Origin of the sequence: Rhodococcus yunnanensis NBRC 103083 (genome assembly GCF_001895005.1) — a bacterium.
GTDB classification, from domain to species: Bacteria; Actinomycetota; Actinomycetes; order Mycobacteriales; family Mycobacteriaceae; genus Rhodococcoides; species Rhodococcoides yunnanense.
The window spans coordinates 92,896-118,516 of record NZ_BCXH01000006.1 but is presented as its reverse complement, the minus strand read 5'-3'; the positions used below and the strand labels follow the sequence as shown (position 1 = coordinate 118,516).

Sequence of the window (25,621 nt, the reverse complement as noted above, 5' to 3'; positions counted from 1 at the left end):
CTCAGATCTTTCCACGCCACGGAACGACACGGCGTTCCAGTGATCGCAACAGGCCGTCGATGATCAAACCCGAGATGCCGATGGCAAAGATGCCGACGAGCACGACCGGGGTGTTGTTGTAGTTGCTGGCATCCTTGACTGCGCCGCCGATGCCGGGAAGACCGTTGAACAGCTCGGCAGCGACGACCGAAGAATACGCGATTCCTACCGAAAGCCTTATGCCGGTGAATGTTTCGGGAAGTGCCGATGGGATGACGACGTCGCGAATGACATCTCGCCGCTTCGCGCCGAGCGCACGAGCGGCCTCGACGAGGCCGACCGGAGCCGCAAGGACTGCTGCCGTCGTCGCAACCGCGGCCGGTGGCAGCGCCGCAAGCGCGAGCAACGTGACCTTCGGTGCCTCGTCGATTCCGAGCCAGATGACGAGAAGGAAGAAGTAGGCCAGCGGCGGCAATGCACGCAGGAACGTCAACCACGGTTCGAGCACGGCCCGCACCCAGGAGATGGTGCCCATGGCAAGACCGAGCGCGACACCGAGCGCGATTCCGATGATCACGCCCGCGAATACCCGTCGCAGCGTCATGTAGAGGTGCTCCCAGAGCAGGTAGCCCTGGTAGCCGCGCACACCGTCGTGCGTTGTCGAGAAGTCCACGAATGCCGACCACACCGTGCTCGGGTACGGAACGAACGTCTCGTTCCATATACCGCTCGATGCGGCGAGCTGCCACAGCCCGACGAAGACGACGAGGGAGAGAATCGGGAGACCGATGGTGGTCAGGTAGCCACGACCGCGACGGGTTCTGTCCCGTACCGGAGCCGCTGCCGAGGATCGGACGGGATCGTCCGGAGGTATCTCGACGGATGTCGACATGAGGTCACTTTCGTGCCGAAGTAAGCAGCCATGCGCACAGCGCAGCAGGGCTGAAGAGAGGGGGTGCTGTAGAGCGGACCGAAGAGAGAGGGAGAGATGCAGAGCTGCACAGAGGAGAGAAGAAGATCAGGCCCTGGCGTCGGGTGTGGTCACCGACAACACATGGTCGTGCAGGTACGACAGAAGTCGACGGCAAGCCGCCGGACCAGGAATGTCGTCTGCATGATGCAATTCCTACCTGAAACAGGGAAATAGCTCAAGTCCGGAGTCTGTGGAGACTGCAGATCGTGCCAAGTAGCCTGGAGGGCGGACCAGCAGCCCAGATCAGGTAATGCTTAATTTATGCTGGGTTGTCCGTACTTCCGTCGACGAAGGTAGTTCGCTGCACATGACTGATCAGACTCGTCCACTCCGCGTCGCCATCGTCGGCGCAGGCCCCGCCGGTATCTATGCCGCCGACGCGCTCATGAAGTCCGATACAGATGTGAGCATCGACCTGTACGAGCGCATGCCCGCACCCTTCGGACTGATTCGCTACGGCGTCGCACCCGACCACCCCCGCATCAAGGGCATCATCACCGCCCTGCACAAGGTGCTGGACAAGCCGCAGGTCAGACTCCTCGGCAACATCGACTACGGCACCGACATCACCCTCGACGATCTGCGCCGCTTCTACGACGCCGTCATCTTCTCCACCGGCGCCAACGCCGACCGCGATCTGAAGATCCCCGGCATCGACCTCGAGGGCAGCTACGGCGCCGCGGACTTCGTCTCCTGGTACGACGGCCACCCCGACGTCCCCCGCACCTGGCCCCTCGACGCCGAGAAGGTCGCCGTCCTCGGCGTCGGCAACGTTGCACTCGACGTCGCACGCGTTCTCGCCAAGACCGGCGACGAACTGCTCCCCACCGAGATCCCCGCCAACGTCTACGAGGGCCTCAAGGCCAACAAGGCCGTCGAAGTCCACGTCTTCGGACGCCGCGGACCGGCCCAGGCCAAGTTCACGCCCCTCGAACTCCGCGAACTCGACCACTCGCCGACCATCGAGGTCATCGTCGCCCCCGAGGACATCGACTACGACGAAGGCTCCGAAACCGCCCGCCGGTCCTCCAAGCAGGTCGACATGGTCGCCAACACACTCCAGGACTGGGCCATCCGCGACGTCGGCAACCGGCCGCACAAGCTGTTCCTGCACTTCTTCGAATCGCCCACCGAAATCCTCGGCGAAGACGGCAAGGTCGTCGGCCTGCGCACCGAGCGCACCGAGCTCGACGGCACCGGCAACGTCCGCGGCACCGGCAAGTACAACGACTGGGATGTCAGCGCCATCTACCGCGCCGTCGGCTACCTCTCGCAGAACATCAGCCAGCTGCCGTTCGACGACCAGGCAGGCACCATCCCCAACGAAGCAGGCCGCGTGGTCGAAGGACCCTCGTCGACGACGACCGTCCCCGCCACCTACGTCACCGGCTGGATCAAGCGCGGACCCGTCGGCCTCATCGGCCACACCAAGGGCGACGCCAACGAGACAGTGGCGTGCCTGCTCGAAGACGCACCGAACTTCACCGGCGCCACCGAACCCGACCTCGACGCCGTCACCAAGTTCCTCGAAGACAAGAAGGTCCCTTTCACCACCTGGGACGGCTGGTACCGCCTCGACGCCCACGAGCGCTCCCTCGGCGAACCCGAAGGCCGCGAACGCGTCAAGGTCGTCGAGCGTCACGACATGCTCAAAGCCTCCGAGCCCGACAAAGCCTGAGCGGCTCCGCAGGCTCCACTCCTGCACCGAACGGGTCGTTCCGCAGGCTCCACTCCTGCACCGAACGGGTCGTTCCGCAGGCTCCACTCCTGCATCAAATGGGCGCAGTGACGTCGTCACTGCGCCCACAGGGGGATCAGGGCAGCGTCACTGCCAGCAGCTTTCCTTCCGTCTCGACCTTGCGCTGGTGCTCGTTGAAGTCGGGCGCCGCACACACGAACAGCGTCCGCCCGTCGTCCCCGCCGAGCCCGCAGGCGAACACGCCCGTGTCGAACTCGAGTTGCTCGACGATGCCTTTGCCCTCCACGATGTGCACGATCCTCTGGCCGAGTGCATCGGCCGCCCACAACGAACCGTCGGTGTCGATGCAGCACCCGTCGGCCGCGACGACCAGTTGCCCCAGCGCAGTCGTCATATCGCTCATGTCGGGCAGTTCGGCGAACTTCGCCCAGTCGCGGCGCTCACCGAGGGTCCCGTCGGGATGCACCGCGAACACGCTCACCCGATTGCCGACGGTTTCGTCGACGAGGAGTTCGCCGTTCGGCGTCAGCGCCATGCCGTTCGGGAAGTAGAGATCCTTCGCCACGACGTGTGCTGACCCGTCGGGATCGACTCGAATGAGATCCGCCGTGTCGGGCGTCGCGAGGTTCATCAGATCGAACCCGAAGTTGCCGACGTAGGCACGGCCCCGGTCGTCGACGAGCATGTCGTTGAGGTTCGCATCGACATACGACGACAAATCGGCATGCACGACGAGCGATCCGTCGTCTTCCCGGCGCAGGATCGTGTGATCGCGCATCGACACCACGAGCAGACGGCCGTCCGGTAGCCAGCCGAGCCCCGACGGCTGCTGCGGTACCTCTGCTTCCACCCGCACGTCGGAGCCGTCCGCGTTGGCCGACAGCACTCGATGACTGTAGAAGTCCGAGACCCATATACGACCGCCGTGCCAGCGTGGACACTCGAAGTAGGTGTAGCCGTCGAGGACGACTGTGAAGTCGGGTTTCATGGATCGCATTCAAGCACCGGTCCGGGTCTCGTCGAGTGGAAATGACGGAGCTGGCATGCTGTTGGGGTGTTCGACGCCCACCGCTACATCCTCGATCCTCGGTTTCCGCTGGTCGAGAATCAGGGGTACCAACCGGAGCCGTACACGATCGCCGAGTACGACAAGGACACCGACGGGCTCGGCATCACGGGCGGCGCGGTGATCAGTGCGTCGTTCCACGGCACCGATCAGAGTTTCCTCGTCTCGTCGCTGGACACTCTGGGACACGGCTGGGTGGGTGTGACACAGCTCGATCCGGAGGCCACGGACGAGGACATCGTCGAGCTCGACACAGCGGGCGTTCGAGCGATCCGCCTCAACCTCAAGCGCGGCGCGACGGACGTGCAGACGCTGACCGCGCAGGCACGGCAGGCGAACGAGCTCGTCGGCTGGCACGCGGAGCTCTACGTGGAAGCGGCGATGCTGCTCTCGCTCGAACCGATCCTGTCGAAACTGCCCGCCGTGAGCATCGACCACCTCGGGATGTCGTCCCAGGGTCTGCCCTACCTACTCGACCTCGTCGACCGCGGCGCCCGTGTGAAAGCATCCGGTTTCGGCCGCACCGACATGGACATCGTCGACACGATGAGGCAGATCCACGCGGTCAATCCGGCGGCGCTGATGTTCGGCACCGACCTTCCTGGCACGAGGGGACCACGACGATTCGACGAGTCCGACATCGACCTCATCGCCGAGGCCGTCGGCGGTGATCTGCCCGCCGTGCTCGGCGGCAATGCGCGTGCCTGGTATCGCGTCACGTGAACAGGCGCGGGATGTGAACAGGCGCGTCAGGTGAACAAGCACGTCACGTGAATAGGACTGCCGCGAGCCAGACCCCGCTGGCGAGCAACGCGCCGAGCAGTTCGACGAGGATCGACAGCCCCGCAGCTTTGGTCGCGTGCACCGTCGATCTCCATGCCGCAGAATGACTGTCGCGCATTCTGGTCGATCCCCCGACCACGCTCCTGTGCCGTGGTAGCTCCGCGAGGTAGGTACCGAGGACAAAACCGATGAAGAGCCCGACGATCGGGATCACGAAAAACCCGACTATTCCGACGAGCCCACCGACGACGAGCGATCGAGTCGGTATCCCCGCGTCCTTCATCCGTCGCCCCGGCCACGTGTACTTGACCACCCCACTGGTGACGAGCAGGAACGTCGCCACGGCGAACGTCGTCCACGCCACCGACCCCCCGGAAGCGATGGCCCACACCGTGATTGCGGCGAAGATCAGGATCGTGCCGGGCAGTATCGGCACCACGATCCCGACGAGCCCGACGGCAATTGCGAGAGCGACCAGAACCTCCCCACCCGCGTTCACGTGACGGGACGAACCTTGCCCGCAGCGTCGGTCGCTCGTGCACGCGCGGTGGCGATGTCCCCCGCCGTCGAGACCGCGACGCCCATGCGTCGTCGCACGAAGCTTTCCGGCTTGCCGAACAGCCGGATGTCGGTCTCGGGCACGGACAATGCGTCGGCGACGCCGTCGAATGCGATTCCCTTCGCGTCGACACCGCCGTAGATCACCGCCGATGCTCCGGGCGAGACGAGCGTGACGTCGACGGGCAGACCGAGGATGGCGCGGGCGTGCAGTTCGAATTCCGAGAACCGTTGTGTCCGTAGCGTGACGAGCCCGGTGTCGTGCGGCCGTGGGCTGACTTCGGAGAAGTAGACGTCATCACCCTTGACGAACAATTCGACACCGAACAGGCCGCGGCCCCCGAGCGCGTCGGTGATCTTGGCAGCGACATCCCGTGCGGCCGCGATGGCGGTATCCGACATCGGCTGCGGCTGCCATGACTCGATGTAGTCACCCGATTCCTGCAGGTGCCCGATCGGCTCGCAGAAGTCCGTGCCGGACTCCGACCGGACGGTGAGAAGCGTTATCTCGTAATCGAAATCGACGAATCCCTCGACGATGACTCGGCCCAGGTCCACACGGCCACCTGCCAACGCGTACTCCCACGCCGCGCTCACGTCCTCCGGCCCGCGCACCACCGACTGCCCCTTGCCCGAAGACGACATGACGGGCTTGACGACGGCGGGAAAGCCGATGGTCGCCAGTGCCTTCTCGACCTCGGCGAGGGATCCGGCGAACGCGTACGGCGAGGTCGGCAGACCCAACTCCTCGGCTGCCAGTCTGCGGATTCCTTCGCGGTTCATCGTCAGTTGTGTCGCACGGGCGGTCGGGATCACAACGCTGCGACCGCGCTTCTCCACCTCGGCGAGTGCGTCGGTGGCGATGGCCTCGATCTCGGGGACGACAAAATCGGGTTGCTCGGCGTCGATGAGCTTGACCAACTCGACCGGATCGCTCATGTCGATCGTGTAGGCGTGATGAGCGACCTGATGCCCTGGCGCGTTCTCGTAGCGGTCGACGGCAACAACTTCGACACCGAGACGCTGGAACGCGATGATCACTTCCTTGCCGAGCTCCCCTGCGCCCAACAGCATCACTCTCGTGGCTCCTGGCGTCAGCGGGGTACCGATTCGGGCAGCATCTTCTCGCGGGCTCACCCGCCCATTATCCACACCCCGACCACTTCGGCACCCGCACATAAGTTAGCCTCGGTTCACCCTGCTACCCCTCCACTGGAACGAGGATGCGTGTCGGAACAAGATTCATCGAAAATGGGTCCGCTCGCCGGACTTCGTGTAGTCGAACTCGCAGGCCTCGGCCCGGGTCCGCACGCGGCACTTCTGCTGGCGGATCTCGGTGCCGACGTCATCCGAGTCCAACGCGCAGGTCAGATCTCCGAGCACGATCAACAGCTTCGAAGCCGAACTCTCGTCGAGGCCAACCTCAAGGATCCAGCCGACGTCGAGCGTGTCCTCGGCCTGATCGAACGCGCGGACGTTCTCATCGAGGGATTTCGTCCCGGCGTCACCGAGCGGCTCGGACTCGGACCGGAGGACGCGCACGCCCGCAACCCGCGCCTGATCTACGGCCGTATGACGGGGTGGGGTCAGGAAGGCCCATGGGCGTCCGCGGCGGGTCACGACATCAACTACATCTCGATCACCGGCGTCCTGCATGCCATCGGTCGTACGGGCGAGCGGCCGGTGCCGCCGCTGAACATGGTCGGCGACTTCGGCGGCGGATCGATGTATCTCGTGTTCGGGATTCTGGCTGCCTTGTTCGAGCGTCAGACGTCGGGTCAGGGTCAGGTCGTCGACGCCGCGATGGTCGACGGCACCTCGTCCCTCGCGCATATGATTTGGGCTATGCGCGGAGTCGGAGCCTGGTCCGACGAGCGTGGAGTCAACATGCTCGACACCGGTTGGCCGTACTACGACACCTACGAGACCTCCGACGGAAAGTACATGGCCGTCGGCGCGCTGGAGCCGCAGTTCTTCGCCGAACTCCTCCGACTGCTCGAACTCGACCCCACTACGACGCCGGGGCAGGGCGACCGCGACCGGTGGCCCGAGATGCGTGAGATCCTCACCGCGAAGTTCGAGTCCAAGACGCGCGACGAGTGGGCCGCGATCTTCGACGGCACCGACGCATGTGTCTCACCGGTTCTGACGTTCGGCGAAGCGCCCGAGCAGCCGCATCTGCAGGCCCGCGGCACGCTCATCGAGGTCGACGGTGTCACTCAACACCGTCCGGCGCCGCGCTTCTCCCGCACCCCCAATGGAATACCCACGCCGCCACCGTCTTCCGCGGTGGACGCCGACACCATATGGCGCTGACCGCGTCGGGCTAGAAAACCAGGACCGGCTCACGCGTCGCAGCATTGGGCGCCAGAGCACGATAGGCGGCAGCGGTGGCTGCAACCGCTGCCGCGAGCTCGGCCGGCTCGCGGGTGTACGGCAGCCTGAGAAAACGTTCGAACGCACCCTCGACACCGAATCTCGGCCCTGCTGCCAGCACCGCACCGAACGACGGCGCGGTCGCGGCCAGAGCACTCGACACCGGAGTCGGCAGTTCCAGCCACAGGGACATCCCACCCGTCGAACGCCGGTAGCTCCAGTCCGGAAGATGTTCGGCGAGTGCAGCTTCCAGCACAGCCCTTCGCTCCCGAAGTTGCCTGCGCCTGGCGCCCAGGATGCTGTCTGCATCCTCGAGCAGAAACCCTGCGGCGAGTTGATCCATGACGGACGTGCCGAGGTCGTGCGCGGCCCGTGATCCGGCGAGTCGGCTGATCAACGACGGATTGGCGCGAATCCAGCCGATCCGCAGACCGCCCCAATACGATTTCGATGCCGAGCCGATGGTGACGATGTCGGTTCCCGATACTCGCCCGAACGAGGCCACGGGCGGCGGCGGGGGCGCATCGAGCCACAGATCGACCATGGTCTCGTCGACGATCAGTGTCATCGACGTATCGCGTGCGATACGGGCCAGTTCCGCACGGCCTTCCGCGTGCAGACATCGCCCGGTCGGATTGTGGAAATCCGGGATCATGTAGGCGACTTTCGACGCCGTCTGGCGCGCCGCGCCCGCAATTGCCTCCAGATCCCAGCCCGAGTCGTCGGGTCCGATCGGAACCGGAACCGGGCGTGCCCCCACGCGCCGGATCGCCTCCAGCGCATTCGGGTAGGTGGGGTGATCGATCAGAATACGGTCCCCCGGTGAGGTCAACGTACCCAGCAGCAGCCGAACCGCTTGCTGCGCACCGGATGTCACCATGATCTGATCGGGCGTCGTGGGTAGCCCACGTTCGACGAACCGTCGAGCGATGGCCTCACGCAGCACCGCGAGCCCTATGGGTTCCATCCCGTGCGTCGACAGATACGACGGGAGTGCCTGCAGCGCAGACGTGTACGCCGACATCATGGACTCCGTCGGCGCCGCCATCGCGGCATGGCTGAGATCGATGACGGGGCCTGCCGCATCTCGCGTCTGCACCAGCAACCCATTCGGCCGTGCCATGTCGGGAAGTGCGACGGTACTGCGGGCGCCCTGTTTACTGATCAGATACCCCTCCTCGCGCAGAACGGCGTACGAGGAGGTGATGGTCGTGCGACTGAGGTCCAGTGCCGCCGACAGGTCGCGCTCACTCGGAAGACCTGCTCCGAGCGGGATCCGCCCGTCGTGAATGAGCAGCCGCACCCCGTCGGCCAGCGCGCGGTAGGTGGGACGCGAGGTGCGTCGACGTCCAGGTGCCCCGTCCGCATCGGTGCGCCATCGGCCCAGATCGCGAGCCAGTGACGTTGCGTTGAGCACTCGGGTGGCCATGGCTCCCAGTATTCGCCCACTGGACTGCTGGATCAAATCCAATTTTCATCGAGTGGACTGTTGGTCGTACCACGGGTTCATACTGACCGCGTGCCCTACGTACTGTTCGACACCGCCATCGGCCACTGCGGCCTCGCGTGGACAGACGCTGGCGTCCTCGCAGTCGGACTTCCCGAGCCCGACGACGCACTGGCGGACTATCTGCAGGGCTTCGAGGCAGAACTCGGAGTTCCCGACGCTGTGGCCGCCTCGGCCATCGACAAGATCACCGCACTGCTCGACGGCAAGCAAGCTGATCTGACGACGGTGCCCGTCGTCCTCGACGTCTCCGACTTCGACGCATCGGTCTACGCCCTCACCCGATCCATCCCGGCGGGATCGACGAAGACGTACGGCGAGATCGCCGCGCGCCTCGGCCACCCCGGCGCAGCGCAGGCCGTCGGTGGGGCGCTCGGCCGGAACCCCGTGCCGGTGATCATCCCGTGCCATCGTGTGCTCGGCGCAGGCCGCGAAGTCGGCGGCTTCTCGGCCCCCGGTGGCGCGAGCACGAAGGAGAAGATCCTCGCGATCGAGGGTGTCGCCGGTTTCGGAGAGCCGACGCTGTTCTGAGCCCGCCCGCCATTCACACAAACGCACACGCATTTGCGCACACAGCAGGATCAACGCCCAGCAACCACGCAAACGCACACGCATTTGCTCAGCCAGCGGGCCTTCGGACCGCCGGTTCGTGTGCACACTTCGGATCCTCGACCTATTATCGCCTCGGATTAAACGGCAACTCTGGGGGGATTGAGAAAGTGGTTGAAAATGTGTCCACATCATTGTGGCTCGAAGGGCGCAATGCGGTTGTCGCGGCGGCAGATCCGGGGGATTGGCGAGGCGGGACGCCAGACTACGCGCTGACGGATGAGGTGGTTCCGAAGCAGAGAACGACCAGTTTCGAGGAGGGCTCCCTGGAGCTGGTCGTCGAGAACTTGGTTCGAGTCTTCGAGATGGAGGTCTCACACAAGCACGACCCCGCAACGTGGGTTTCGGTCGTGGCCGATCGATTTCGCACGCGGGTGAACGGCGGTCCGTGGGCGGACGGCGCCGATATCGTCGAACGCGGCAGCTATAACGTGCTCGTCGGCGAATCGGTGTTCTACGACAGCACCAAGGAGAGTTTCGACTCCTCCCACGATGTCTTCCACGCCGCGCTTCCGAATGGATTCTTCTGGGAAGTGCTCGAAATTCTTTCGCCTCCACCAGTTGTAGCGTTCAAATGGCGCCACTGGGGTGCGTTCGAAGGTGAATACAAAGGCAACGCGCCTACCGGCGAGACCATCGAGATGTTCGGTGTCAGCATCGCGCGGTTGAGCGATGATCTGAAGCTTGCCGAGGTCGAACACTTCTACGACAGCGACGAGTTGCTCTCACCGCTCGCCGGTGGATGCCCGATTCGCGGCACAACCGGCTAGCACTTCAGCAGTAGTTCGTTTCTGATCGTTGGTATCGGCCTGTGTGCACTGATCGGGGCGGCCAGCGCGTGATCATTTTGGGTGTGAAGACAACATCGACTGCGCGCTGGCCACCGGACACGGGATGGATCCGAATGGGATGGTCGAGTACAAGCGCGCAGCTGGAATTCTGAACGAGCGCTCAATTCGTCAGCATCACTAAATGTTTCGCCATTCCACGGCATCGTAATTGTCGATCATGCACGCGGTAAAAGAATTGCACCTCAATTGAAATAGCAACAGAAAGACAGAAACCGAAGAGTTCGATTCATCGGAACCGAACACCTCGGCTACTGCTCGACCTGTACCTCAGGCCGATATCAACTTCAGACCGACATCAACTTCAGACCGACATCGACCTCAGGCCGACATCCTGGTCTGCGGCTCGGAGATGACCGAGACGACGTCGACCTCCTCGACGCTCTCGTCGGTCACCGCGGTCGAGGACCCACCGATCGGGAAGGCGCCGCTCTCCGGCAACCAACCGACGGCACCGTTCTCGAACAGGTTGTAGCGCCCGTACCCCGTGGGAGTCGGCTTCTCGTCACAGATCGGATAACCAAGGGGGCCATACGGTCCCCCGTGCGCGTTGTACCACTCCAAAATGGCACCGTGCACCTCGTGTGCTCCCCCCTCGGGCAACGCGAACACAGTGGCATTGGTGTACTCGAGTACACCTCCGCCCGCTGGGCCGAGCATGAACTCCCCGATTTGCTCACCGATCCACGGATGTTCGTAAGCAAAGCGATCGAATTGATATCCGAATACATCCAAACCGTTGTACGACGCGGACATAGGCTTTTCCTCCCCAAGCGATTCTGAAGCCTATTATCCGCCTTTTTCCGCATTTGGTAACAGCAAAACGACACTCCACTTTTTCGAGGTGGAGTGCCGTCCGGAAAAGGCTGTCGTATTCGAACTCGGGGTCTTTTTCAGGCCAGAATATCCCGACGCACAATAGTCTGATCGCGCCCTGGACCCACTCCGATGTACGAAATGTGCGAGCCCGATAGCTCCTCGAGACGCAGCACGTAGTTCTGTGCGTTCTTCGGGAGGTCCTCGAACGTGCGCGCGGCGGAGATGTCCTCCCACCAACCGGGCAGTTCCTCGTAGATCGGCTTGGCGTGATGGAAGCCGGTCTGCGTCATCGGCATCTCGTCGTGACGTACACCGTCGACGTCGTATGCGACGCAGATCGGCACCGTGTCGAGACTGGACAGAACGTCGAGCTTGGTCAGGAAGTAGTCGGTGATGCCGTTGACGCGTGTCGCGTAACGGGCGATGACCGCGTCGAACCATCCGGTACGCCGTGCGCGACCCGTCGTCACACCGACCTCGCCGCCCTGCTTGGCGAGGTACTCACCGTGATTGTCGAACAGCTCGGTCGGGAAAGGGCCAGAACCGACACGCGTGGTGTACGCCTTCAGGATCCCGAGGACGGTGTTGATCTTGTTCGGTCCGATGCCGGAGCCGACGGCCGCGCCGCCCGCCGTCGGGTTCGAGGACGTCACGTACGGGTAGGTGCCGTGATCGACGTCGAGGAGCGTGCCCTGCGAGCCCTCGAGCAGAATGGTTTCGCCGCGCTCGAGTGCACGGTTGAGCTCCAAGCGTGTGTCGGAGATGCGGTGCTTGAAGCCCTCTGCTTGTCCGAGCACCTCGTCGACGACCTGTTGCGGGTCGAGCGCGCGGCGGTTGTAGATCTTCGACAGAACCTGGTTCTTGAACTCCAGGGCCGCCTCGACCTTCTGCGTCAGGATCTTCTCGTCGAGCACATCGGCGGCACGCACACCGACACGTGCCAGTTTGTCCTGGTAACAGGGTCCGATGCCACGGCCCGTCGTACCGATCTTCTTAGCGCCGAGGAAGCGCTCGGTGACCTTGTCGATGGCCACGTGGTACGGCATGATCAGGTGCGCATCGGCACTGAGCAGCAGGCCGGTCGTATCGACGGCACGCTCTTCGAGGCCTGCCAGTTCGGTCAGCAGTACGCCTGGATCGACGACGACGCCGTTGCCGATGATGTTCTTCACGCCCGGCGTGAGGATTCCCGACGGAATCAGGTGAAGGGCGAACTTGTCGCCGTTCGGGAGTACAACCGTATGGCCGGCATTGTTGCCACCTTGATAGCGAACGACCCACTGAAGGCGTTCTCCGAACAGATCGGTCGCTTTGCCTTTGCCCTCGTCGCCCCATTGGGCGCCGATCAGGACTATCGCCGGCATGTGCTCTCCTGGTGTCTCTCGCGTGCAATGACGTATCGCGCAGGTTGCTGCCAGGTATCGAGGCAGGCCGGGAGGTCAGTCTAGCCGAGACCTTGTTCTGCCCGGCTCGGCACCAGCCCCGCGCGGACTTGACGCTACGGTGGACTCGAAAACCGCGGCCGATACAGGGAGCACTGTGAGACATACGCGCGCACGTTCTCGGCCGACAGGCCGAGCACTGTGACACCTTTCGTCCTGCACTGCGGAAATCCGCCGTTGCCGATTTCGCTGACCGATGTTCCGCTCACCGCGGCGTCCCCCGTTCCGACGAACGAGGAGTGCGAGAAATTGTTCGGGGCGGTCGGCAACGCACCCGACCCCCGAGTCATCGTCCTGGGCGACGACTCGTCCCTCGCGGCTGTGCTGACGCGCCTCATGCGGACCGAGCGGCTGCACTTCGAGCTCGCGTTCGTACCGGAAGCCGTGACGGCGGCAGGACATATCTATCGACTCGGCACCGGCTCACGCGCAGCCAAGGTCGCCATGACGGGGAAGGCCACGCCGACCCCGCTCATTCGTGACGACGCGGGCAAAGCCGTCGTGGGCCGAGCGGTGGTTCGGGGATCGTCGGGAAGCGAGCTCGAAGGTGAGGCCTACGTCGACGACACCCAGCTGTTCTCCGGCCGGGCCCCCGGTGTCGAGGTCGTCCCGACACCCGAGATGCCGGGCCTCAAGGCTCGTGTCACCGGACGCAGGTTGTTGCTCGGACGCCGGTGGGCCGTCGGTCGTGCCATGCAGCTCGGTGCGACGGCAGCCCAGCTGACCCGCGACGGAATTCTCGGCGACCGAGAGGTCAAGCGGTCGACGTTCTACCGGCACGACCAGGAGTGGTTGCTGGTCCGGTGAATCGAACTCCGGTCAGACGCAGCCCGGTGCGGCCGAGCCCGGTGTTTCTCGGGGTCGTCGCGGCCACGGTGGCTGGTGGGGTGATCGCGTGGACGGCCGAGCCGTCGTCCGTCGCCGCTCGCGTCGGAGTGTTCGTGTTGGTACTGGCCGGATGGATCGTGACGGTCTGCCTGCACGAGTTCGGCCATGCATACACGGCCTACCGCGCGGGAGACCGTGAAGTGGAGCTTCGCGGCTATTTGACCCTGAATCCGCTCCGCTACAGCCACGTCCTGCTGTCGGTCGTGCTGCCGGTCGTCTTCATCGCCATCGGCGGAATCGGACTACCCGGCGGTGCGGTGTATCTCCGGCCCGGAATGTTCGAACCGAAGGTGCAGCGCCGCATCGCTCTGGCCGGGCCGACCGCCAATGCGATCACTGCCGTGATTCTGCTGATCGTCATCCGCGTGTTCGGGATGGGCGGCGATCATCTCGTGTTCTGGTGGGGGCTGAGCTTTCTCGCTTTTCTGCAGGTCATGGCTACCGTGCTGAACCTGCTTCCGGTCCCCGGCCTGGACGGCTACGCCGCGATCGAGCCGTACCTGTCCTACGACACTCGGCGCGCGCTCGCCAACTTCAAGTCGTACGGAATTCTGATCCTCGTCGCGTTCCTGTTCGTCCCGGCGATCAACGTCGCATTCTTCGACGCGATCTACTGGGTGTTCGAACTCTCGGGCGTTCCGGAGATATATGCCCAGTACGGCAACTACCTCATGCGTTTCTGGCTCTGACCTCGAGATTCTCGGCAGAGCGCACCCGACCGTCCTGACCGACGACATCGACTCGCGCGGGCTCTCGGTCGGCCGTGACGCGCAGCGGGCCACCGTCGTCCTGCAGGTACTTGTCCCCCCACTGCATCAGTCCGAGCACGATCGGGAGGAGGTCGTTTCCCATCTCGGTGAGCAGATACTCGTATCGGGTGCGCTGGCCCGGCTCGCGATAGGGCGATTTCTCGAACACCCCGGCGGCGGTCAGGTCCTTCAGTCTCGCGGCGGCGACGGCCTCGGTGATGCCGACGCGCTCGGCGAAGTCGTCGAACCGTGTAGTGCCGTAGAACGCCTCACGAAGGATGAGGACCGCGGACCGCGTGCCGATGACACCCATCGCCCGATCGATCGAGCACCTGGTCGCCTTCCACGCGGATCTGTCCGCGAGAACACCCTTCAATCTCATCGCTACCACGCAGTAAACCCTACGCTGACTTTTTACAGCGCAAGTCAGATGTTGAGCCGTACCATGTCCTGCGCAAGCCTGCACAGGGATCGACGTAGCGAGAGGGGCTCGATCACTTCCACACCGGCACCGAGCGATGTGAGTTGGCCGAGTGCAACACTCTCGGACTCGAGCCGTAGATGGCACAGGGTCCAGCCGTCGCCCTCGGGCGCGGGCATCGGATCGGGGGTGGCCTCGCGGCCGATCACTGCGCTGAGCATGCGCACGGCGGCAGGTGCGAGGCGGACATCGCAGTCGAACCTCAGCAGCGCGCGATCGAACTCGGCCGCGGCGTTCGACCACCATGACGCCAGGTCGAAACCGTCGGGCCTGACTGCGGGCTCCGCCGACAACTCGACCCCGGTCACCCGGTCCACACGGTAGGACAACACCGTGTCCGCACGCGCCGCCACGAGGTACCAGACCGAGGCCTTCGCGACGAGACCGAGCGGATTCACCGTCCGGACGGTTCCGCGGTACTCGAGCGCCAGTTGCCGCGCGGACAGTACTGCCGCGCTGATCACCGAAAGATGTTCGTTCGACGCGGGAGCGGCGAACCATCCGGGCGCATCGACGTAGAGGCGTTCGCGCCACAACCGCGCACCGTCCCGCAGCGGCACCGGCAGTGCGCCGAGGAGTTTGTGCTCGGCGGCCGCGGCGGCGTCGGCCAGGCCAAGATCGGCTGCGATCGACGGCACGCCCAGCAGCATCAGAGCGGAGGTCTCGACGTCGGTCATGCCGGTGAGCTTGGACTGCCACCCGTCGAGCAATCGCACACCTCCACCGGGACCCGATTCGGTCCACAGCGGAACTCCGGCCGCGCCGAGCGCGGCGATGTCGCGATAGATCGTGCGGACCGACACCCCCGTTGCGTCGGCGAGCGCCCGAGCCGTCGTGGACCGCCCATGCTGCAGCATCAGCATCAGTTCGAGTAGCCGCGACGATCGCACGCGAGAATCCTACGAAAATTCACTGACACACGGTGTCAGTGATCGATGCGGATACTGACTTCCATGGCGACCTGGACAGAATTCGAGAAGGCGGCACCGACACTCGCGGCGGCCGTATCCGCACGCTTGACCGCGCACCGACACCACGTACTCGCGACGCTTCGACGCGACGGCTCACCGCGGGTCAGCGGCACCGAGGTGGAGTTCCCGAGCAGTGGAACGTTGAGACTCGGATCGATGCCCGGTGCGCTCAAAGTGCTGGATCTGCAACGCGATCCCCGGTTCGCCATCCACAGCAATCCCGGTCATCACTCGATGGACGGCGGTGACGCGAAGATCGCAGGTACCGCGATCGAGATCGTCGACCCGGCCGCGTTGAAAGAAATCTTCGACGACGCGCCACCGGAACTGGTGCCGTACAACGTATTCGACCTCGACATCACCGAAGTGGTGCTGACGTCGATCGTGGACGAGCGGATGAAGATTCAATTGTGGCGACCCGGCACCGACGTGCGAACCTTCACCAGGTGAGTTCGTCCTTGCACGTCGAACCGTGCGATCGAGGCTCGACCTGGACGGTTGCGTGATCGAGCCCGTACGTACCGAGGACGGCTTTCGCACGTTGGAGCAGCACCGAACCCGAGCCGTCGCATTCGAGATGCACGGTCGCGACGTCCATGCCGGTGGTCAGTGTCCACACGTGAAGATCGTGCACGCCGACGACACCCGGCAGCGCGGCAAGGTCCGCTTCCACGGCCTCGACATCGACGTGGCCCGGGCTGGTCTGGGTGAGTATCCGCAATGCTGAGCCCGCCAGCTTCAGCGCGCGCGGGATGACCCACAACGAGATCGCGACGCCGACGACGATGTCCGCCCACGTCCATCCGAACACCAACAGCAGCAATCCGGCGACGAGCACGCCCACGCTGCCGACGGCGTCGGCCAGCACTTCCATGTACGCGCCGCGTACGGCGATGCTGTCCTTGGCGTCGCCGCGGATCAACAGCATGACGACGAGATTTGCCGCGAGACCCGCCGTTGCCGTCAGCACCATCGCCAGCCCCGGGATGTCGGGGGCGTCACCGATTCGGTCGATGGCCTCGTACATGATGAACGCCGCGACGCCGAGCAGCAGCACGGCATTCGCGATGGCCGTCAGTACCTCGGCGCGATGCCATCCGAAGGTTCGTGCCGCGACCGCACTGCCTTTTCTGGCGAGCAGTAGCGCGACGAGGCCCATCGACATCCCCAGGACGTCGGTCAACATGTGGCCTGCGTCGGCGAGCAGGCCGAGAGAATCGATGAGTAGCGCGACGGTGGCTTCCAGCACGAGGAAGGCGACGAGGATGACCAGGGCGATCACCATGTTGCGGATGCGCTTGCTCGACGGTGCGCCACTCTTGCCGCCGGAGGCCCCGCCGCCCGTCATGCCGTGACTGTGCCCGTGCCCCGCGCCCATGTCTCCCCCTCGGTCGGTTGATGCCGAACTCACCATATGCGTACATGCGCATATGTGCAATGGCCTCGGAGGCCGACACGATCAGAGCGGATCCGGCGTCACATCCGGCTTCTCGACGGTCGGCGGGAGCGTGGCAAGAGCGGATATTCGCTTCAATCCGGCAACCTGCAGCAGGTCGACGACGATCGAGCGCAATTGTGCGAGCACCACCGTCGCGGACAGTCCCGCATTCGATATCAACTCCGGCTTCGCGCCCGCAGCCACCGTCCGGAGAACGCGCGCTGCCTCGGCGGCATCGGGCTGCTCTCCTGGATCGGCGAGAATCATCCTGCGCAACACCTCGACCGCCTGACCCAGCTTCTCGACCTCGTCGACGAGACGCGGATCGAGGATCTCGTCGTCGCGGACCAAGGTCAGTGAACGACGAGCCAGCACGCGAATGTTGCGGATCGCGTTGTCGATGGGGTCGGCGGTCTTGGCCAGACCCGCGAGGCGAGTGCGGTGCCCCCAGTACAACGGCGAGATCCTGGCGATCTCGTGGCCACCCTTGAGATTGGTCCGCATCGCGTCGATGTCGGATTGTGTCGCGCGCGCCTTCTTCAGCGCATCCTCGATCGGTTTCGGGTCGTTGGCGACGAGTCCGTCCGCAACTTTCTGCAGAACATCCGACGCCGTCCCGAGCACCTTCGCGGCATCCTTACGCGCGCGCCACACCGGGTGCGTCGGAATGAGCGCCACGATCGCGATCCCGACCAGGCCACCGGTCAACGCGTCGACCATCCGGTCGATGCCGCCGGAATCCCCCGGCGGTATGAGGGTCGCGACGAGCACCGCAGAGGAACCCGCCTGCATCGCGATGATCGGGCCACCGTCGAGAAATACCGCGGTGGACATCGCGAGAACGACGACGAGCGCGATCTGCCATGGTCCGCTGCCGATGGCGGAGATGATCAGATCTCCGACGCCTATTCCGACGGTCACCCCGGCCACGAGCTCGGCCGATCGACGCAACCGCGCACCGAGCGACACACCGAGCGATACGACGGCCGCTATCGGTGCGAAGAACGGATGCGTGTGACCGACGATGTCCGTTGCGACGAACCATGCGACGCCTGCTGCCAGCGCGCACTGAATGATCGGAAGCAGCGACAGCTGCAGCCGCTTGCGCCCCGCGCGGATACGAGCTCCGCCCCGGCGGGCCGTCGGACGCATCCGCCGAATCGACGGCAGGCCGTCAGCCGAGGCCGAGCGCTTCCGCTGCCTTGGGGTCGCTGTCTTCGAGGAGGTCGAGGCATCGCGCGTACTCGTCGTTCTCGCCGATGTCGCGCGCGGCCTTGGCGAGGACGGCGACGCAGCGGAGGAATCCTCGGTTGGGCTCATGGCTGTACGGGACCGGCCCGAATCCCTTCCATCCATTACGACGCAGCTGATCGAGTCCACGGTGGTACCCGGTTCGTGCGTACGCATACGCGGTGATGGTCTGGCCACCGTCGAGAGCAGCCTCGGCCAGGTATGCCCAGGCTATCGACGCCGTCGGGTTGGCGGCGGCCACCGTCGCCGGGTCCTCGTGGTTGAGCAACGCGGACTCTGCTTCGTCGTCCCCGGGAAGCAGTGTCGGTTGCGGTCCGAGCAAGTCACCGAATGAAGTCATGTGCCCATTGTGCCCCGACACTGCGAGCGGTTGCGTTCGGCCACCCGGACTGCCTATTAGGCTCTTGCGTGCAGTGTGCAAGTTCCAGGTAGTGGGGAGTCGGCGTGTCGGACGATCAGAGCAAGAAGAGCTCTCGGGCGGAGGAACCCGCCACCGAGGCGATTCCGAAGCAACAGCCCGGTCCCGTCGGGCCTCGACGCATCGAGCCCCGGATCGAGCCGGGCACAGGGCGAGCCGACACCACGCGGCAGGCGGTCACGCAGGCGAAGCCGCAGCGTATCGGGGCGCACCCCGAACCACAGCGCACCCGACGACGGGGCGGCCGGTGGATAGCTGCCTTGGCGACTGCCCTCGTCGTCATCGCGGCCGTCGGAATCGCCGGGTTCGTGTATCTCTCGCGCGAGGGGGCGGGCACATCGGCGGAGAACCGGATCAGAGAATCGATCGGTGGGTTCACCCAGGCGTTGACCACAGGCGACCTGGGGACTCTGCGCACCTCGTCGTGCGGCGATCTGGCGACGTTCTACCGCGACATCCCCGACACCGAGTTCGCCGACGTACACCGCGTCGCCGTCGAGCAGGGCAACATTCCCGTGGTCGAGAACATCGACGCGGTCCAGATCACCGGGGACACCGCGATCGCCCAGGTGATCGCCTACACGGCAGCGAACCCGAACGATCGGTCACCGCGCACGTTCGACCTGCGTCTCGACGAGGACGAATGGAAGGTCTGCAGCCCGGCGTGAGCGGCACGACCGAGTGTCCTCGGCCGTGCCGCTTCGGGCGGCCGAACTATCCGGCCGAGACGCTCCGGCCTGCGGACTTCAGGTCGTTGCAGGCTTCGATGACGCGAGCCGTCATACCCGCCTCCGCCTTCTTGAGGTAACTGCGCGGGTCGTATGCCTTCTTGTTGCCGACCTCGCCGTCGACCTTGAGGACGCCGTCGTAGTTGGAGAAGAAGTGCCCGGCGATCGGACGACTGAACGCGTACTGGGTATCGGTGTCGACGTTCATCTTGACGGTTCCGTAGTCGAGCGCCTCTTCGATCTCGCTCTTCGCCGAACCCGAACCGCCGTGGAAGACGAAGTCGAACGGCTTGGAACCCGACGCGAGACCCAGCTTCTCCGCGGCCACGCGCTGCCCGTCGGCGAGAACCGAAGGCTTGAGCTTGACGTTGCCCGGCTTGTAGACGCCGTGCACATTTCCGAACGTCGCCGCCAGCAGGTAACGCGAACCCGCATCGCCTGCACCGAGCGCCTCGACGGTCTTGAGGAAGTCCTCGTTGGAGGTGTAGAGCTTGTCGTTGATCTCGGCCTCGACGCCGTCTTCTTCACCACCGACGACACCGATCTCGATTTCGAGGATGATGCGTGCCGCAGCGGCCTTCGCGAGCAGATCCTTGGCGATCTCGAGGTTCTCGTCGATCGGGACTGCCGATCCGTCCCACATGTGCGACTGGAAGAGCGGGTTACGTCCTGCATCGACGCGCTCCTGAGAGATCGCGATGAGGGGGCGGACGTAGGTGTCGAGCTTGTCCTTGGGGCAGTGATCGGTGTGCAGAGCGATGGTGACGTCGTACCTCGCGGCGATGACGTGCGCGAACTCGGCTAGCGCCACCGCGCCGGTGACCATGTCCTTGACTCCGAGACCGGAGGCGAACTCGGCACCGCCGGTCGAGAACTGGATGATGCCGTCGCTTCCTGCGTCGGCGAAGCCTTTGATAGCAGCATTGATGGACTCGGAACCCACGCAGTTGATTGCCGGAAATGCGAATTGGTGTTCCTTGGCCCGGCCAAGCATCTCGGCGTAGACCTCGGGAGTTGCGATCGGCACGGCGTCATTCCTCCATGTGAAGAGATTCAGTGGGACGTGGCGCTTGTCGCGGCACGCACCGGGGTGTCCAGTGCAGTATGGCAAGCCGCGAGCCGTGTGTCGCCGGTACCCACCCGGCACCGCACCACTCAATCGTGACGAATCGGACATCGTCTTCGCGGGAAATCGACACCTGTTGTTCAGGTTGTCCCAGGTTCGGCCGGTAGTGTGGGCGCGGTGAGTCTTCTTGCTGCCTCGGAATCCGTGACGACGAACCTGGCTTTGTTGCCCGGCTTTCTCGATCCAGTCAACCTGCTCAACTCGTTCGGCACGTGGGTGCTCGTCGGGTTGCTCCTCGTGGTCTTCATCGAATCGGGGTTGCTGTTTCCACTGCTTCCCGGTGATTCGCTGCTGTTCACGGCCGGATTGATCGCCGCGTCGAAATCCACGGACATCGAGCCGTTCGCGCCGATCTGGCTGCTGCTGATCCTGATCCCCATCGCCGCAATCCTCGGCGACCAGGTCGGATTCTTCATCGGCACCAAGGGCGGCGCGGCACTGTTCAAGTCGAACGACGCACGCTTCTTCAAGAAGAAGTACATCGACGAATCCCATGCGTTCTTCGAAAAGCACGGTCCGGTCACGATCATCCTCGCGCGCTTCGTTCCGATCGTCCGCACGTTCGCACCCGTCGTCGCAGGTGCGTCGAAGATGCGCTATTCCCTGTTCCTGACCTACAACGTCGTCGGCGGCATCGTGTGGGGTGCGGGCGTGACGATGCTCGGCTACCTGCTCGGCCAAATCGATTTCATCCGCGAACACGTCGACATCATCTTCGTCATCATCGTCCTGGTCTCGGTTCTTCCGATCGTCATCGAAGTCGGCAAGCGCATGATCAAGGCCCGTAAGACCCCGCTGGCCGAGGCGACCGACGCCATCGAATCGCAGCGGGACCCCTCCTCCTAGATCGTGCCGCCGTCACAATGATTCAGTCGATGGGCCAGTTCGGCCCCCTGCAGACAGCCGGACCTCTCGTGGTCTGGATCGTGGTCGTGGCATTCGTCTTCATCGAGTGCGCGGTCATCATCGGACTCTTTCTGCCCGGCGACTCGATGCTCATCACCGCGGGCATCGTGATGGCCACGCACGCCTCGGGCACCGGCCACATCTGGGCTCTGTCCGGCGGCGCCATGGTCGCGGCCATCGCCGGAAATCAGGTCGGGTACGTCATCGGCCATCGCACCGGATCGACACTCGTCGCGCGCAAGAACGGCAAATATCTCAACACGAAGAACCTGCACAAGGTCAACGTATTGCTCGAGAAGCACGGATTCTGGGCTGTGTTGGTCGCCCGCTGGATTCCCTGGGTACGCACCCTGTGCCCCATGGTGGCGGGCGCAGCGAAGATGAATCACCGCCGGTACACCATCGCGAGCACTCTCGGAGCGATCATCTGGGCTCCGGTACTTCTCCTCGTCGGCTTCTACTTCGGGAGCTTCCTCGAAAAAGTTCCGTGGCTGCTGCCCGCAGTTCTCATCGCGATGGTCGTACTCCTCGTCGTGGGAACCGGGCTGGGCATCTGGCAGTACCGCAAGGAGATGGCACGGCCCGAGGAGACCGTGGAAGTCGAGGAAGTACTCGAGTAACTCAGCTCTTACGCGCGACGACGAAGATTCGCCGGAACGGAAACAGCGTCCCCTCCGGGGTCGACGGGTATGCCGCACGCAACTTCGCCGCGTACTGCTCCTCGAATCGACCCCGCTGTTCGTCGTCCAAGGCGTCGAGCACCGGCCGCAGACCGGTACCGCGAACCCAGTTCAACACCGGATCGACGCCAGGCAGCACATGGATGTAGGTCGTTTCCCACGCGTCGACCGTCAGACCAGCAGCGATCATCTCCGACGCGTACTGCTGCGCGGTGTCCACGCTGTCCCCGCCGCGGAGAACTCCCGCCAGGAACGGCGAGAATTCCGCCGAATCGGCCATCTCCCGCATCAGCACGTGCGACGGCGCGTCGAAATTGCCGGGCACCTGCCACGCGAGCGTCGACCCGACGTCGATCTGCTCCGCCCACCGACGCACCAGATCGCGATGGACCGGCACCCACTGCAGGGCCGCATTGGAAATCACGACATCGATGCCCGACGCGTCGAACTCGGCGATATCTCCCTGTACGACGGAGACGTTCGACGGGAGATCTTTCGGCTGCTTGTCGACCATGTCGGCCGAGGAATCGATTCCGGTGATCTGCGCGTCCGGCCACCGTTCGGCGAGCGTCGCGGTCTGCACACCGGTCCCACAGCCGAGGTCTACGATGCGCGCGGGCGCCTCGTGCCGGACACGCTGCACGAGTTCGAAGAACGGACGCGACCGCTCGATCGCATACCGCTGATACACGCCAGGATTCCACGAAGTCCCCATGCCGGACACCCTAGCCAACGACGGTGACAGCGACGCCTGTGCCGTCAGAGCACGTACCCGGCGGCAGCGACCGTGTACGCGGCCTCCATCAACATCCACGCGCTGAGCTGAACCGCCAGATCGCGCTCCGGCACCGAGGACGAGCGCACCGTTCCACCGCTGAACGACGCGACCGTGCGTCCGGGGCCGGGCAAGCGAGCCTGCGACTCCCAGTCGGCGCCGAACAGAGGATGATCCTCGACCTCGAGCCGGTTCTCCCACGCGGCGTCGGCGGACGCCAGCACGATCGCGGCCGCGAGCTCGCGTGCATCCTCGTCCTCGGCGGTGTCCCCCGGCAGCGTCGTCGCGACCAACGCCAGATACCGCGTCAGAATCCCGTCGAACAATCCGCCGTCTCCCCCGCCACCTCCGACGACGACGCGATCGCGACACAGATGCGTATCGACCGCGGCAACCAGCGCGTGCACACGCTCACGATGCCGAGGAGCACCCAGCCGCACCGCCAACTCGGTCTCGACGCCGAGCACGACGCCCTGGCAGTAGCTGTAGACCGCACGATCGAGAACGCCGGCTCCAGTTCTGTCTGCCTGGGTGGTTCCGCCCGTCCGGATGCCGTCGAATATCAAACCAGTATCGGGGTCGCGCAAGGTGGCATCGATCCAGTCCGCCATGGCCTGCGCACGCCAGAGCCTTCCCCCGCGCGCCAACAGGATCGACGCAGGCCCGTTGGCCGGAGCGTTGAAGAAGTTGTCCCCTTTGCGCCACGGAATTCCGCCACCGGAATCGGGAGCCCATGCATCGAACAGTTCCATTTCGAGTGCCTGGATGCCGTTTCGATTGTCGACGGCATGCAGTCGCTGCGCGCGTTCGAGAGAAAGCCCCAACCACGCCATGTCGTCGTAGTAGTCGTTGGTCCACCCGGTGAGGTTTCGAAGACGATGTGCCCGTGCGATCTTGGTCAGTCGGCGACGGCGTTTGGCCGTCGGCTCACGGGAGGCAGCATCGACTGCGCAGTCGAGAAAGTGCGCCTGCCACCAGTAATGCCAGCGAAAGAACAGCCGTTCACGACGGACCGGCGGCCAGGCGACGACGGCGAGCGCGGTGCCGGGCAAACCCCACAACCGGCGTGCGTGCCGTGCGACGACGGCCCCCTCCGCAGCATCTGCTCGCTGCGACCATAGCTCCTGCATGGGCTAGATCCTGCCATTACCTCTCACGGCACCGACGACGGTGTCACGTCCACGCCCGCGACAGGTCCGCGTGCTCTCTTATCCACGAGTGCATCGCAATTCCGGCAGCGACACCTGCGTTGATGCTGCGGGTCGATCCGAACTGCGCGATCGAGACGGTCATCGACGCGCCGTCGCGCGCTTCCTCGGTGACCCCGGGCCCTTCCTGGCCGAACAACAGCAGGCACTCGGCGGGCAGTACCGCGGTCTCGATCGGCACCGAACCCGGTGTGTTGTCGACGGCGACGACCGTCAACCCTTGTGCACGAGCGAATTCGAGAAGATCCGCGACGGTCGCGTGATGGTGGATGTGCTGGTACCTGTCGGTGACCATCGCACCGCGCCGATTCCACCGGCGTCGGCCCACGATGTGAACAGCCTGCGCCGCAAAGGCATTCGCGGTACGCACGACCGTTCCTATGTTGGCGTCGTTCGTGAAGTTCTCGATCGCCACGTGCAACGAGTGACGACGTCCATCGATGTCGGCGACTATCGCCTCGCGCTTCCAGTAGCGATATGCGTCGACGACATTACGACGGTCACCTGCATCGAGCAGGTCGCGGTCGTAGCGAGCATCAACCGGGCGGGGACCGTCGTGCTCGTCCTCCCACGGTCCGACGCCGTTGGGGTTCTCACCCCACTCGGTTGGTCCGACGTCGGCGCTCACCTCGTCGGCCGAATCCTTGTCGCTCAAAAGGTTTCGTTGCTGTCGGGGGCGATACGGAAGCCGTGCCCGGTCGCGTCGTTGACGCAGGAGATGCCGTCGGCAGCGGAGGTGCACGTGTACCCGTCGGCGGCGATGGACCGACCGATCTCCAACGGTGGATCGATGGTCTCCCCGCCCGAGGTGTACACCGCTCCGCCCGCGCACATGAACGACGCCTCACCTTCATTTGTGACCCGAATTCCGTTGCCCCAGCTGATCATGCAATCCTCGGGGCGAGGCGGTACCGGGTCCGTCGTTCCCTGGCACCCGGCCTCGGTTCGAGAGGCGAGCGGAACGATCCCGCACTGGAACTGCCCGTCCGGGGAACTGAAGTAGTACGCCCCGCCGATCGCGGCGTACGTGGTCTGCGGCGTCGGGATCGGGGCGGGTTCGGTGGTGGGGGCCGGCGGCACTTCGGTCGTCGTGATCGGAGCAGGAGCCACCGTGGTCGTCGGGGCCGCTGTGGTGGTGATCACCGCAGGCGGCGCCGAACTGGTGGCGGCCACCTCCGCACCGGACTCACTTCCACAGCCTGCAAGTACCGCAGCCACTGCGAACAGTCCTGCCACCGCACGTCGCGTGTTCACCATCTTCGAACCCGACCCCACTTTCGCTCGACCCCCGCTCGCCCGAGCGACCTTACCGGCGATCGGGGCACGCCGCCGTCGGGGTGCGG

The 25,621-nt window shown here is 64.6% G+C and carries 28 protein-coding genes; 11 read left to right on the top strand and 17 right to left on the bottom strand.

What is annotated here, in order from left to right:
- Position 1: 1 nt before the first annotated feature.
- The gene (locus RY1_RS12340) at positions 2-871 is read right to left on the bottom strand and encodes an ABC transporter permease (protein ID WP_072803861.1); all 870 of its coding nucleotides are present in this window, start codon (positions 869-871) and stop codon (positions 2-4) included.
- Between the two features lie 388 nt (positions 872-1,259).
- Between RY1_RS12340 and RY1_RS12335 the strand changes: the two genes are divergently transcribed.
- Positions 1,260-2,630, top strand: a complete 1,371-nt coding sequence (locus tag RY1_RS12335) for an FAD-dependent oxidoreductase (RefSeq protein WP_072803860.1) — start codon at positions 1,260-1,262, stop codon at positions 2,628-2,630.
- Positions 2,631-2,766: 136 nt separating this feature from the next.
- Here the strand turns inward: RY1_RS12335 and RY1_RS12330 are convergent, their stop codons facing one another.
- Positions 2,767-3,639 carry an SMP-30/gluconolactonase/LRE family protein gene (locus tag RY1_RS12330; RefSeq protein WP_371829470.1) on the bottom strand — a complete coding sequence of 291 codons (873 nt, stop codon included), beginning with the start codon at positions 3,637-3,639 and terminating at the stop codon, positions 2,767-2,769.
- 66 nt (positions 3,640-3,705) lie between these two features.
- Here RY1_RS12330 and RY1_RS12325 point away from each other — a divergent pair, with 66 nt between their 5' ends.
- Positions 3,706-4,440, top strand: coding sequence for an amidohydrolase family protein (locus RY1_RS12325; protein ID WP_072803858.1), 735 nt, complete (start codon positions 3,706-3,708; stop codon positions 4,438-4,440).
- Positions 4,441-4,483: 43 nt separating this feature from the next.
- Here the strand turns inward: RY1_RS12325 and RY1_RS12320 are convergent, their stop codons facing one another.
- Together RY1_RS12320 and purT are read right to left on the bottom strand one after the other, a co-directional pair.
- A complete protein-coding gene (locus tag RY1_RS12320; RefSeq protein WP_072803857.1) occupies positions 4,484-4,999 on the bottom strand; it encodes a DUF456 domain-containing protein in 516 nt (171 codons plus the stop codon).
- A complete protein-coding gene (gene purT / locus RY1_RS12315; protein ID WP_072803856.1) occupies positions 4,996-6,237 on the bottom strand; it encodes a formate-dependent phosphoribosylglycinamide formyltransferase in 1,242 nt (413 codons plus the stop codon). The genes RY1_RS12320 and purT overlap by 4 nt, the downstream gene beginning before the upstream one ends.
- Before the next feature lie 48 nt (positions 6,238-6,285).
- Between purT and RY1_RS12310 the strand changes: the two genes are divergently transcribed.
- A complete protein-coding gene (locus RY1_RS12310; protein WP_072803855.1) occupies positions 6,286-7,374 on the top strand; it encodes a CaiB/BaiF CoA transferase family protein in 1,089 nt (362 codons plus the stop codon).
- Between the two features lie 10 nt (positions 7,375-7,384).
- Here the strand turns inward: RY1_RS12310 and yczR are convergent, their stop codons facing one another.
- Positions 7,385-8,863: a MocR-like transcription factor YczR gene (yczR, locus tag RY1_RS12305; RefSeq protein WP_072803854.1), complete on the bottom strand. Its 1,479-nt coding sequence runs from the start codon at positions 8,861-8,863 to the stop codon at positions 7,385-7,387.
- Between the two features lie 90 nt (positions 8,864-8,953).
- Here yczR and RY1_RS12300 point away from each other — a divergent pair, with 90 nt between their 5' ends.
- Positions 8,954-9,472, top strand: coding sequence for a methylated-DNA--[protein]-cysteine S-methyltransferase (locus RY1_RS12300; protein WP_072803853.1), 519 nt, complete (start codon positions 8,954-8,956; stop codon positions 9,470-9,472).
- Between the two features lie 200 nt (positions 9,473-9,672).
- Positions 9,673-10,320: a nuclear transport factor 2 family protein gene (locus RY1_RS12295; protein WP_245819624.1), complete on the top strand. Its 648-nt coding sequence runs from the start codon at positions 9,673-9,675 to the stop codon at positions 10,318-10,320.
- 399 nt (positions 10,321-10,719) lie between these two features.
- On the opposite strand, the gene RY1_RS12290 is transcribed toward RY1_RS12295, so the two are convergent.
- Positions 10,720-11,154, bottom strand: a complete 435-nt coding sequence (locus tag RY1_RS12290; protein WP_084727372.1) for an LGFP repeat-containing protein — start codon at positions 11,152-11,154, stop codon at positions 10,720-10,722.
- A 137-nt stretch (positions 11,155-11,291) separates the two neighbouring features.
- Positions 11,292-12,581: an adenylosuccinate synthase gene (locus RY1_RS12285; RefSeq protein ID WP_072803851.1), complete on the bottom strand. Its 1,290-nt coding sequence runs from the start codon at positions 12,579-12,581 to the stop codon at positions 11,292-11,294.
- 219 nt (positions 12,582-12,800) lie between these two features.
- Here RY1_RS12285 and RY1_RS12280 point away from each other — a divergent pair, with 219 nt between their 5' ends.
- Together RY1_RS12280 and RY1_RS12275 are read left to right on the top strand one after the other, a co-directional pair.
- Positions 12,801-13,466: a hypothetical protein gene (locus RY1_RS12280; RefSeq protein WP_072803850.1), complete on the top strand. Its 666-nt coding sequence runs from the start codon at positions 12,801-12,803 to the stop codon at positions 13,464-13,466.
- Positions 13,463-14,236: a site-2 protease family protein gene (locus RY1_RS12275; protein ID WP_245819623.1), complete on the top strand. Its 774-nt coding sequence runs from the start codon at positions 13,463-13,465 to the stop codon at positions 14,234-14,236. The genes RY1_RS12280 and RY1_RS12275 overlap by 4 nt, the downstream gene beginning before the upstream one ends.
- Here the strand turns inward: RY1_RS12275 and RY1_RS12270 are convergent.
- Both RY1_RS12270 and RY1_RS12265 read right to left on the bottom strand, forming a co-directional pair.
- Positions 14,217-14,687 carry a winged helix-turn-helix transcriptional regulator gene (locus tag RY1_RS12270; RefSeq protein WP_072803848.1) on the bottom strand — a complete coding sequence of 157 codons (471 nt, stop codon included), beginning with the start codon at positions 14,685-14,687 and terminating at the stop codon, positions 14,217-14,219. The two genes, RY1_RS12275 and RY1_RS12270, sit on opposite strands and share 20 nt — an antisense overlap.
- A gap of 35 nt (positions 14,688-14,722) precedes the next feature.
- Positions 14,723-15,667 (bottom strand): helix-turn-helix transcriptional regulator, encoded by a 945-nt coding sequence (locus tag RY1_RS12265; RefSeq protein ID WP_072803847.1) that lies wholly within the window; start codon positions 15,665-15,667, stop codon positions 14,723-14,725.
- 63 nt (positions 15,668-15,730) lie between these two features.
- Between RY1_RS12265 and RY1_RS12260 the strand changes: the two genes are divergently transcribed.
- Positions 15,731-16,198: a pyridoxamine 5'-phosphate oxidase family protein gene (locus RY1_RS12260; RefSeq protein ID WP_072803846.1), complete on the top strand. Its 468-nt coding sequence runs from the start codon at positions 15,731-15,733 to the stop codon at positions 16,196-16,198.
- Here the strand turns inward: RY1_RS12260 and RY1_RS12255 are convergent.
- The 3 genes from RY1_RS12255 to RY1_RS12245 all read right to left on the bottom strand — a co-directional run bounded on the left by RY1_RS12255 (position 16,188) and on the right by RY1_RS12245 (position 18,777).
- Positions 16,188-17,126, bottom strand: coding sequence for a cation diffusion facilitator family transporter (locus RY1_RS12255; RefSeq protein WP_072803845.1), 939 nt, complete (start codon positions 17,124-17,126; stop codon positions 16,188-16,190). The genes RY1_RS12260 and RY1_RS12255 overlap by 11 nt on opposite strands.
- A gap of 81 nt (positions 17,127-17,207) precedes the next feature.
- Entirely contained in the window at positions 17,208-18,338 is a 1,131-nt protein-coding gene (locus RY1_RS12250; protein WP_174565369.1) for an FUSC family protein, read from the bottom strand.
- A gap of 22 nt (positions 18,339-18,360) precedes the next feature.
- A complete protein-coding gene (locus RY1_RS12245; RefSeq protein WP_072803844.1) occupies positions 18,361-18,777 on the bottom strand; it encodes a DUF3151 domain-containing protein in 417 nt (138 codons plus the stop codon).
- Between the two features lie 104 nt (positions 18,778-18,881).
- Between RY1_RS12245 and RY1_RS29960 the strand changes: the two genes are divergently transcribed.
- Positions 18,882-19,523: an Rv0361 family membrane protein gene (locus RY1_RS29960; RefSeq protein WP_156376390.1), complete on the top strand. Its 642-nt coding sequence runs from the start codon at positions 18,882-18,884 to the stop codon at positions 19,521-19,523.
- A 46-nt stretch (positions 19,524-19,569) separates the two neighbouring features.
- Here RY1_RS29960 and fbaA read toward each other — a convergent pair whose 3' ends face one another.
- Positions 19,570-20,610 (bottom strand): class II fructose-bisphosphate aldolase, encoded by a 1,041-nt coding sequence (gene fbaA, locus RY1_RS12235; RefSeq protein WP_072803843.1) that lies wholly within the window; start codon positions 20,608-20,610, stop codon positions 19,570-19,572.
- 216 nt (positions 20,611-20,826) lie between these two features.
- Here fbaA and RY1_RS12230 point away from each other — a divergent pair, with 216 nt between their 5' ends.
- Together RY1_RS12230 and RY1_RS12225 are read left to right on the top strand one after the other, a co-directional pair.
- A complete protein-coding gene (locus RY1_RS12230) occupies positions 20,827-21,555 on the top strand; it encodes a VTT domain-containing protein (RefSeq protein ID WP_072804028.1) in 729 nt (242 codons plus the stop codon).
- Positions 21,556-21,584: 29 nt separating this feature from the next.
- Entirely contained in the window at positions 21,585-22,235 is a 651-nt protein-coding gene (locus tag RY1_RS12225) for a DedA family protein (protein ID WP_084727388.1), read from the top strand.
- A 1-nt stretch (position 22,236) separates the two neighbouring features.
- On the opposite strand, the gene RY1_RS12220 is transcribed toward RY1_RS12225, so the two are convergent.
- Genes RY1_RS12220 through RY1_RS12205 form a run of 4 tightly spaced genes read right to left on the bottom strand, consistent with a single transcriptional unit; the run spans position 22,237 to position 25,535 of the window.
- Complete coding sequence (locus tag RY1_RS12220) at positions 22,237-23,010, bottom strand: methyltransferase domain-containing protein (protein ID WP_072803841.1); 774 nt, start codon at positions 23,008-23,010, stop codon at positions 22,237-22,239.
- A 44-nt stretch (positions 23,011-23,054) separates the two neighbouring features.
- Positions 23,055-24,200: a glycoside hydrolase family 76 protein gene (locus RY1_RS12215; protein ID WP_072803840.1), complete on the bottom strand. Its 1,146-nt coding sequence runs from the start codon at positions 24,198-24,200 to the stop codon at positions 23,055-23,057.
- A gap of 43 nt (positions 24,201-24,243) precedes the next feature.
- On the bottom strand, positions 24,244-24,933 hold the full coding sequence (locus RY1_RS12210; RefSeq protein ID WP_072803839.1) for a TrmH family RNA methyltransferase: 690 nt from the start codon (positions 24,931-24,933) through the stop codon (positions 24,244-24,246).
- Positions 24,930-25,535 carry a DUF6636 domain-containing protein gene (locus tag RY1_RS12205; protein WP_072803838.1) on the bottom strand — a complete coding sequence of 202 codons (606 nt, stop codon included), beginning with the start codon at positions 25,533-25,535 and terminating at the stop codon, positions 24,930-24,932. The genes RY1_RS12210 and RY1_RS12205 overlap by 4 nt, the downstream gene beginning before the upstream one ends.
- Positions 25,536-25,621 lie beyond the last annotated feature (86 nt).

Excerpts from the sequence above, each read along its gene's own strand:
- RY1_RS12255 (WP_072803845.1), bottom strand. The coding sequence starts at position 17,126 with ATGGGCGCGGGGCACGGGCACAGTCACGGCATGACGGGCGGCGGGGCC.
- purT (WP_072803856.1), bottom strand. The coding sequence starts at position 6,237 with ATGTGCGGGTGCCGAAGTGGTCGGGGTGTGGATAATGGGCGGGTGAGC.
- RY1_RS12340 (WP_072803861.1), bottom strand. The coding sequence starts at position 871 with ATGTCGACATCCGTCGAGATACCTCCGGACGATCCCGTCCGATCCTCG.
- RY1_RS12260 (WP_072803846.1), top strand. The coding sequence starts at position 15,731 with ATGGCGACCTGGACAGAATTCGAGAAGGCGGCACCGACACTCGCGGCG.
- RY1_RS12290 (WP_084727372.1), bottom strand. The coding sequence starts at position 11,154 with ATGTCCGCGTCGTACAACGGTTTGGATGTATTCGGATATCAATTCGAT.
- RY1_RS12225 (WP_084727388.1), top strand. The coding sequence starts at position 21,585 with ATGGGCCAGTTCGGCCCCCTGCAGACAGCCGGACCTCTCGTGGTCTGG.
- RY1_RS12215 (WP_072803840.1), bottom strand. The coding sequence starts at position 24,200 with ATGCAGGAGCTATGGTCGCAGCGAGCAGATGCTGCGGAGGGGGCCGTC.
- RY1_RS12245 (WP_072803844.1), bottom strand. The coding sequence starts at position 18,777 with ATGACTTCATTCGGTGACTTGCTCGGACCGCAACCGACACTGCTTCCC.
- RY1_RS12285 (WP_072803851.1), bottom strand. The coding sequence starts at position 12,581 with ATGCCGGCGATAGTCCTGATCGGCGCCCAATGGGGCGACGAGGGCAAA.
- RY1_RS12250 (WP_174565369.1), bottom strand. The coding sequence starts at position 18,338 with ATGCGTCCGACGGCCCGCCGGGGCGGAGCTCGTATCCGCGCGGGGCGC.
- RY1_RS12205 (WP_072803838.1), bottom strand. The coding sequence starts at position 25,535 with ATGGTGAACACGCGACGTGCGGTGGCAGGACTGTTCGCAGTGGCTGCG.
- RY1_RS12220 (WP_072803841.1), bottom strand. The coding sequence starts at position 23,010 with ATGGGGACTTCGTGGAATCCTGGCGTGTATCAGCGGTATGCGATCGAG.
- RY1_RS12335 (WP_072803860.1), top strand. The coding sequence starts at position 1,260 with ATGACTGATCAGACTCGTCCACTCCGCGTCGCCATCGTCGGCGCAGGC.
- RY1_RS12330 (WP_371829470.1), bottom strand. The coding sequence starts at position 3,639 with ATGAAACCCGACTTCACAGTCGTCCTCGACGGCTACACCTACTTCGAG.
- yczR (WP_072803854.1), bottom strand. The coding sequence starts at position 8,863 with ATGGCCACCCGAGTGCTCAACGCAACGTCACTGGCTCGCGATCTGGGC.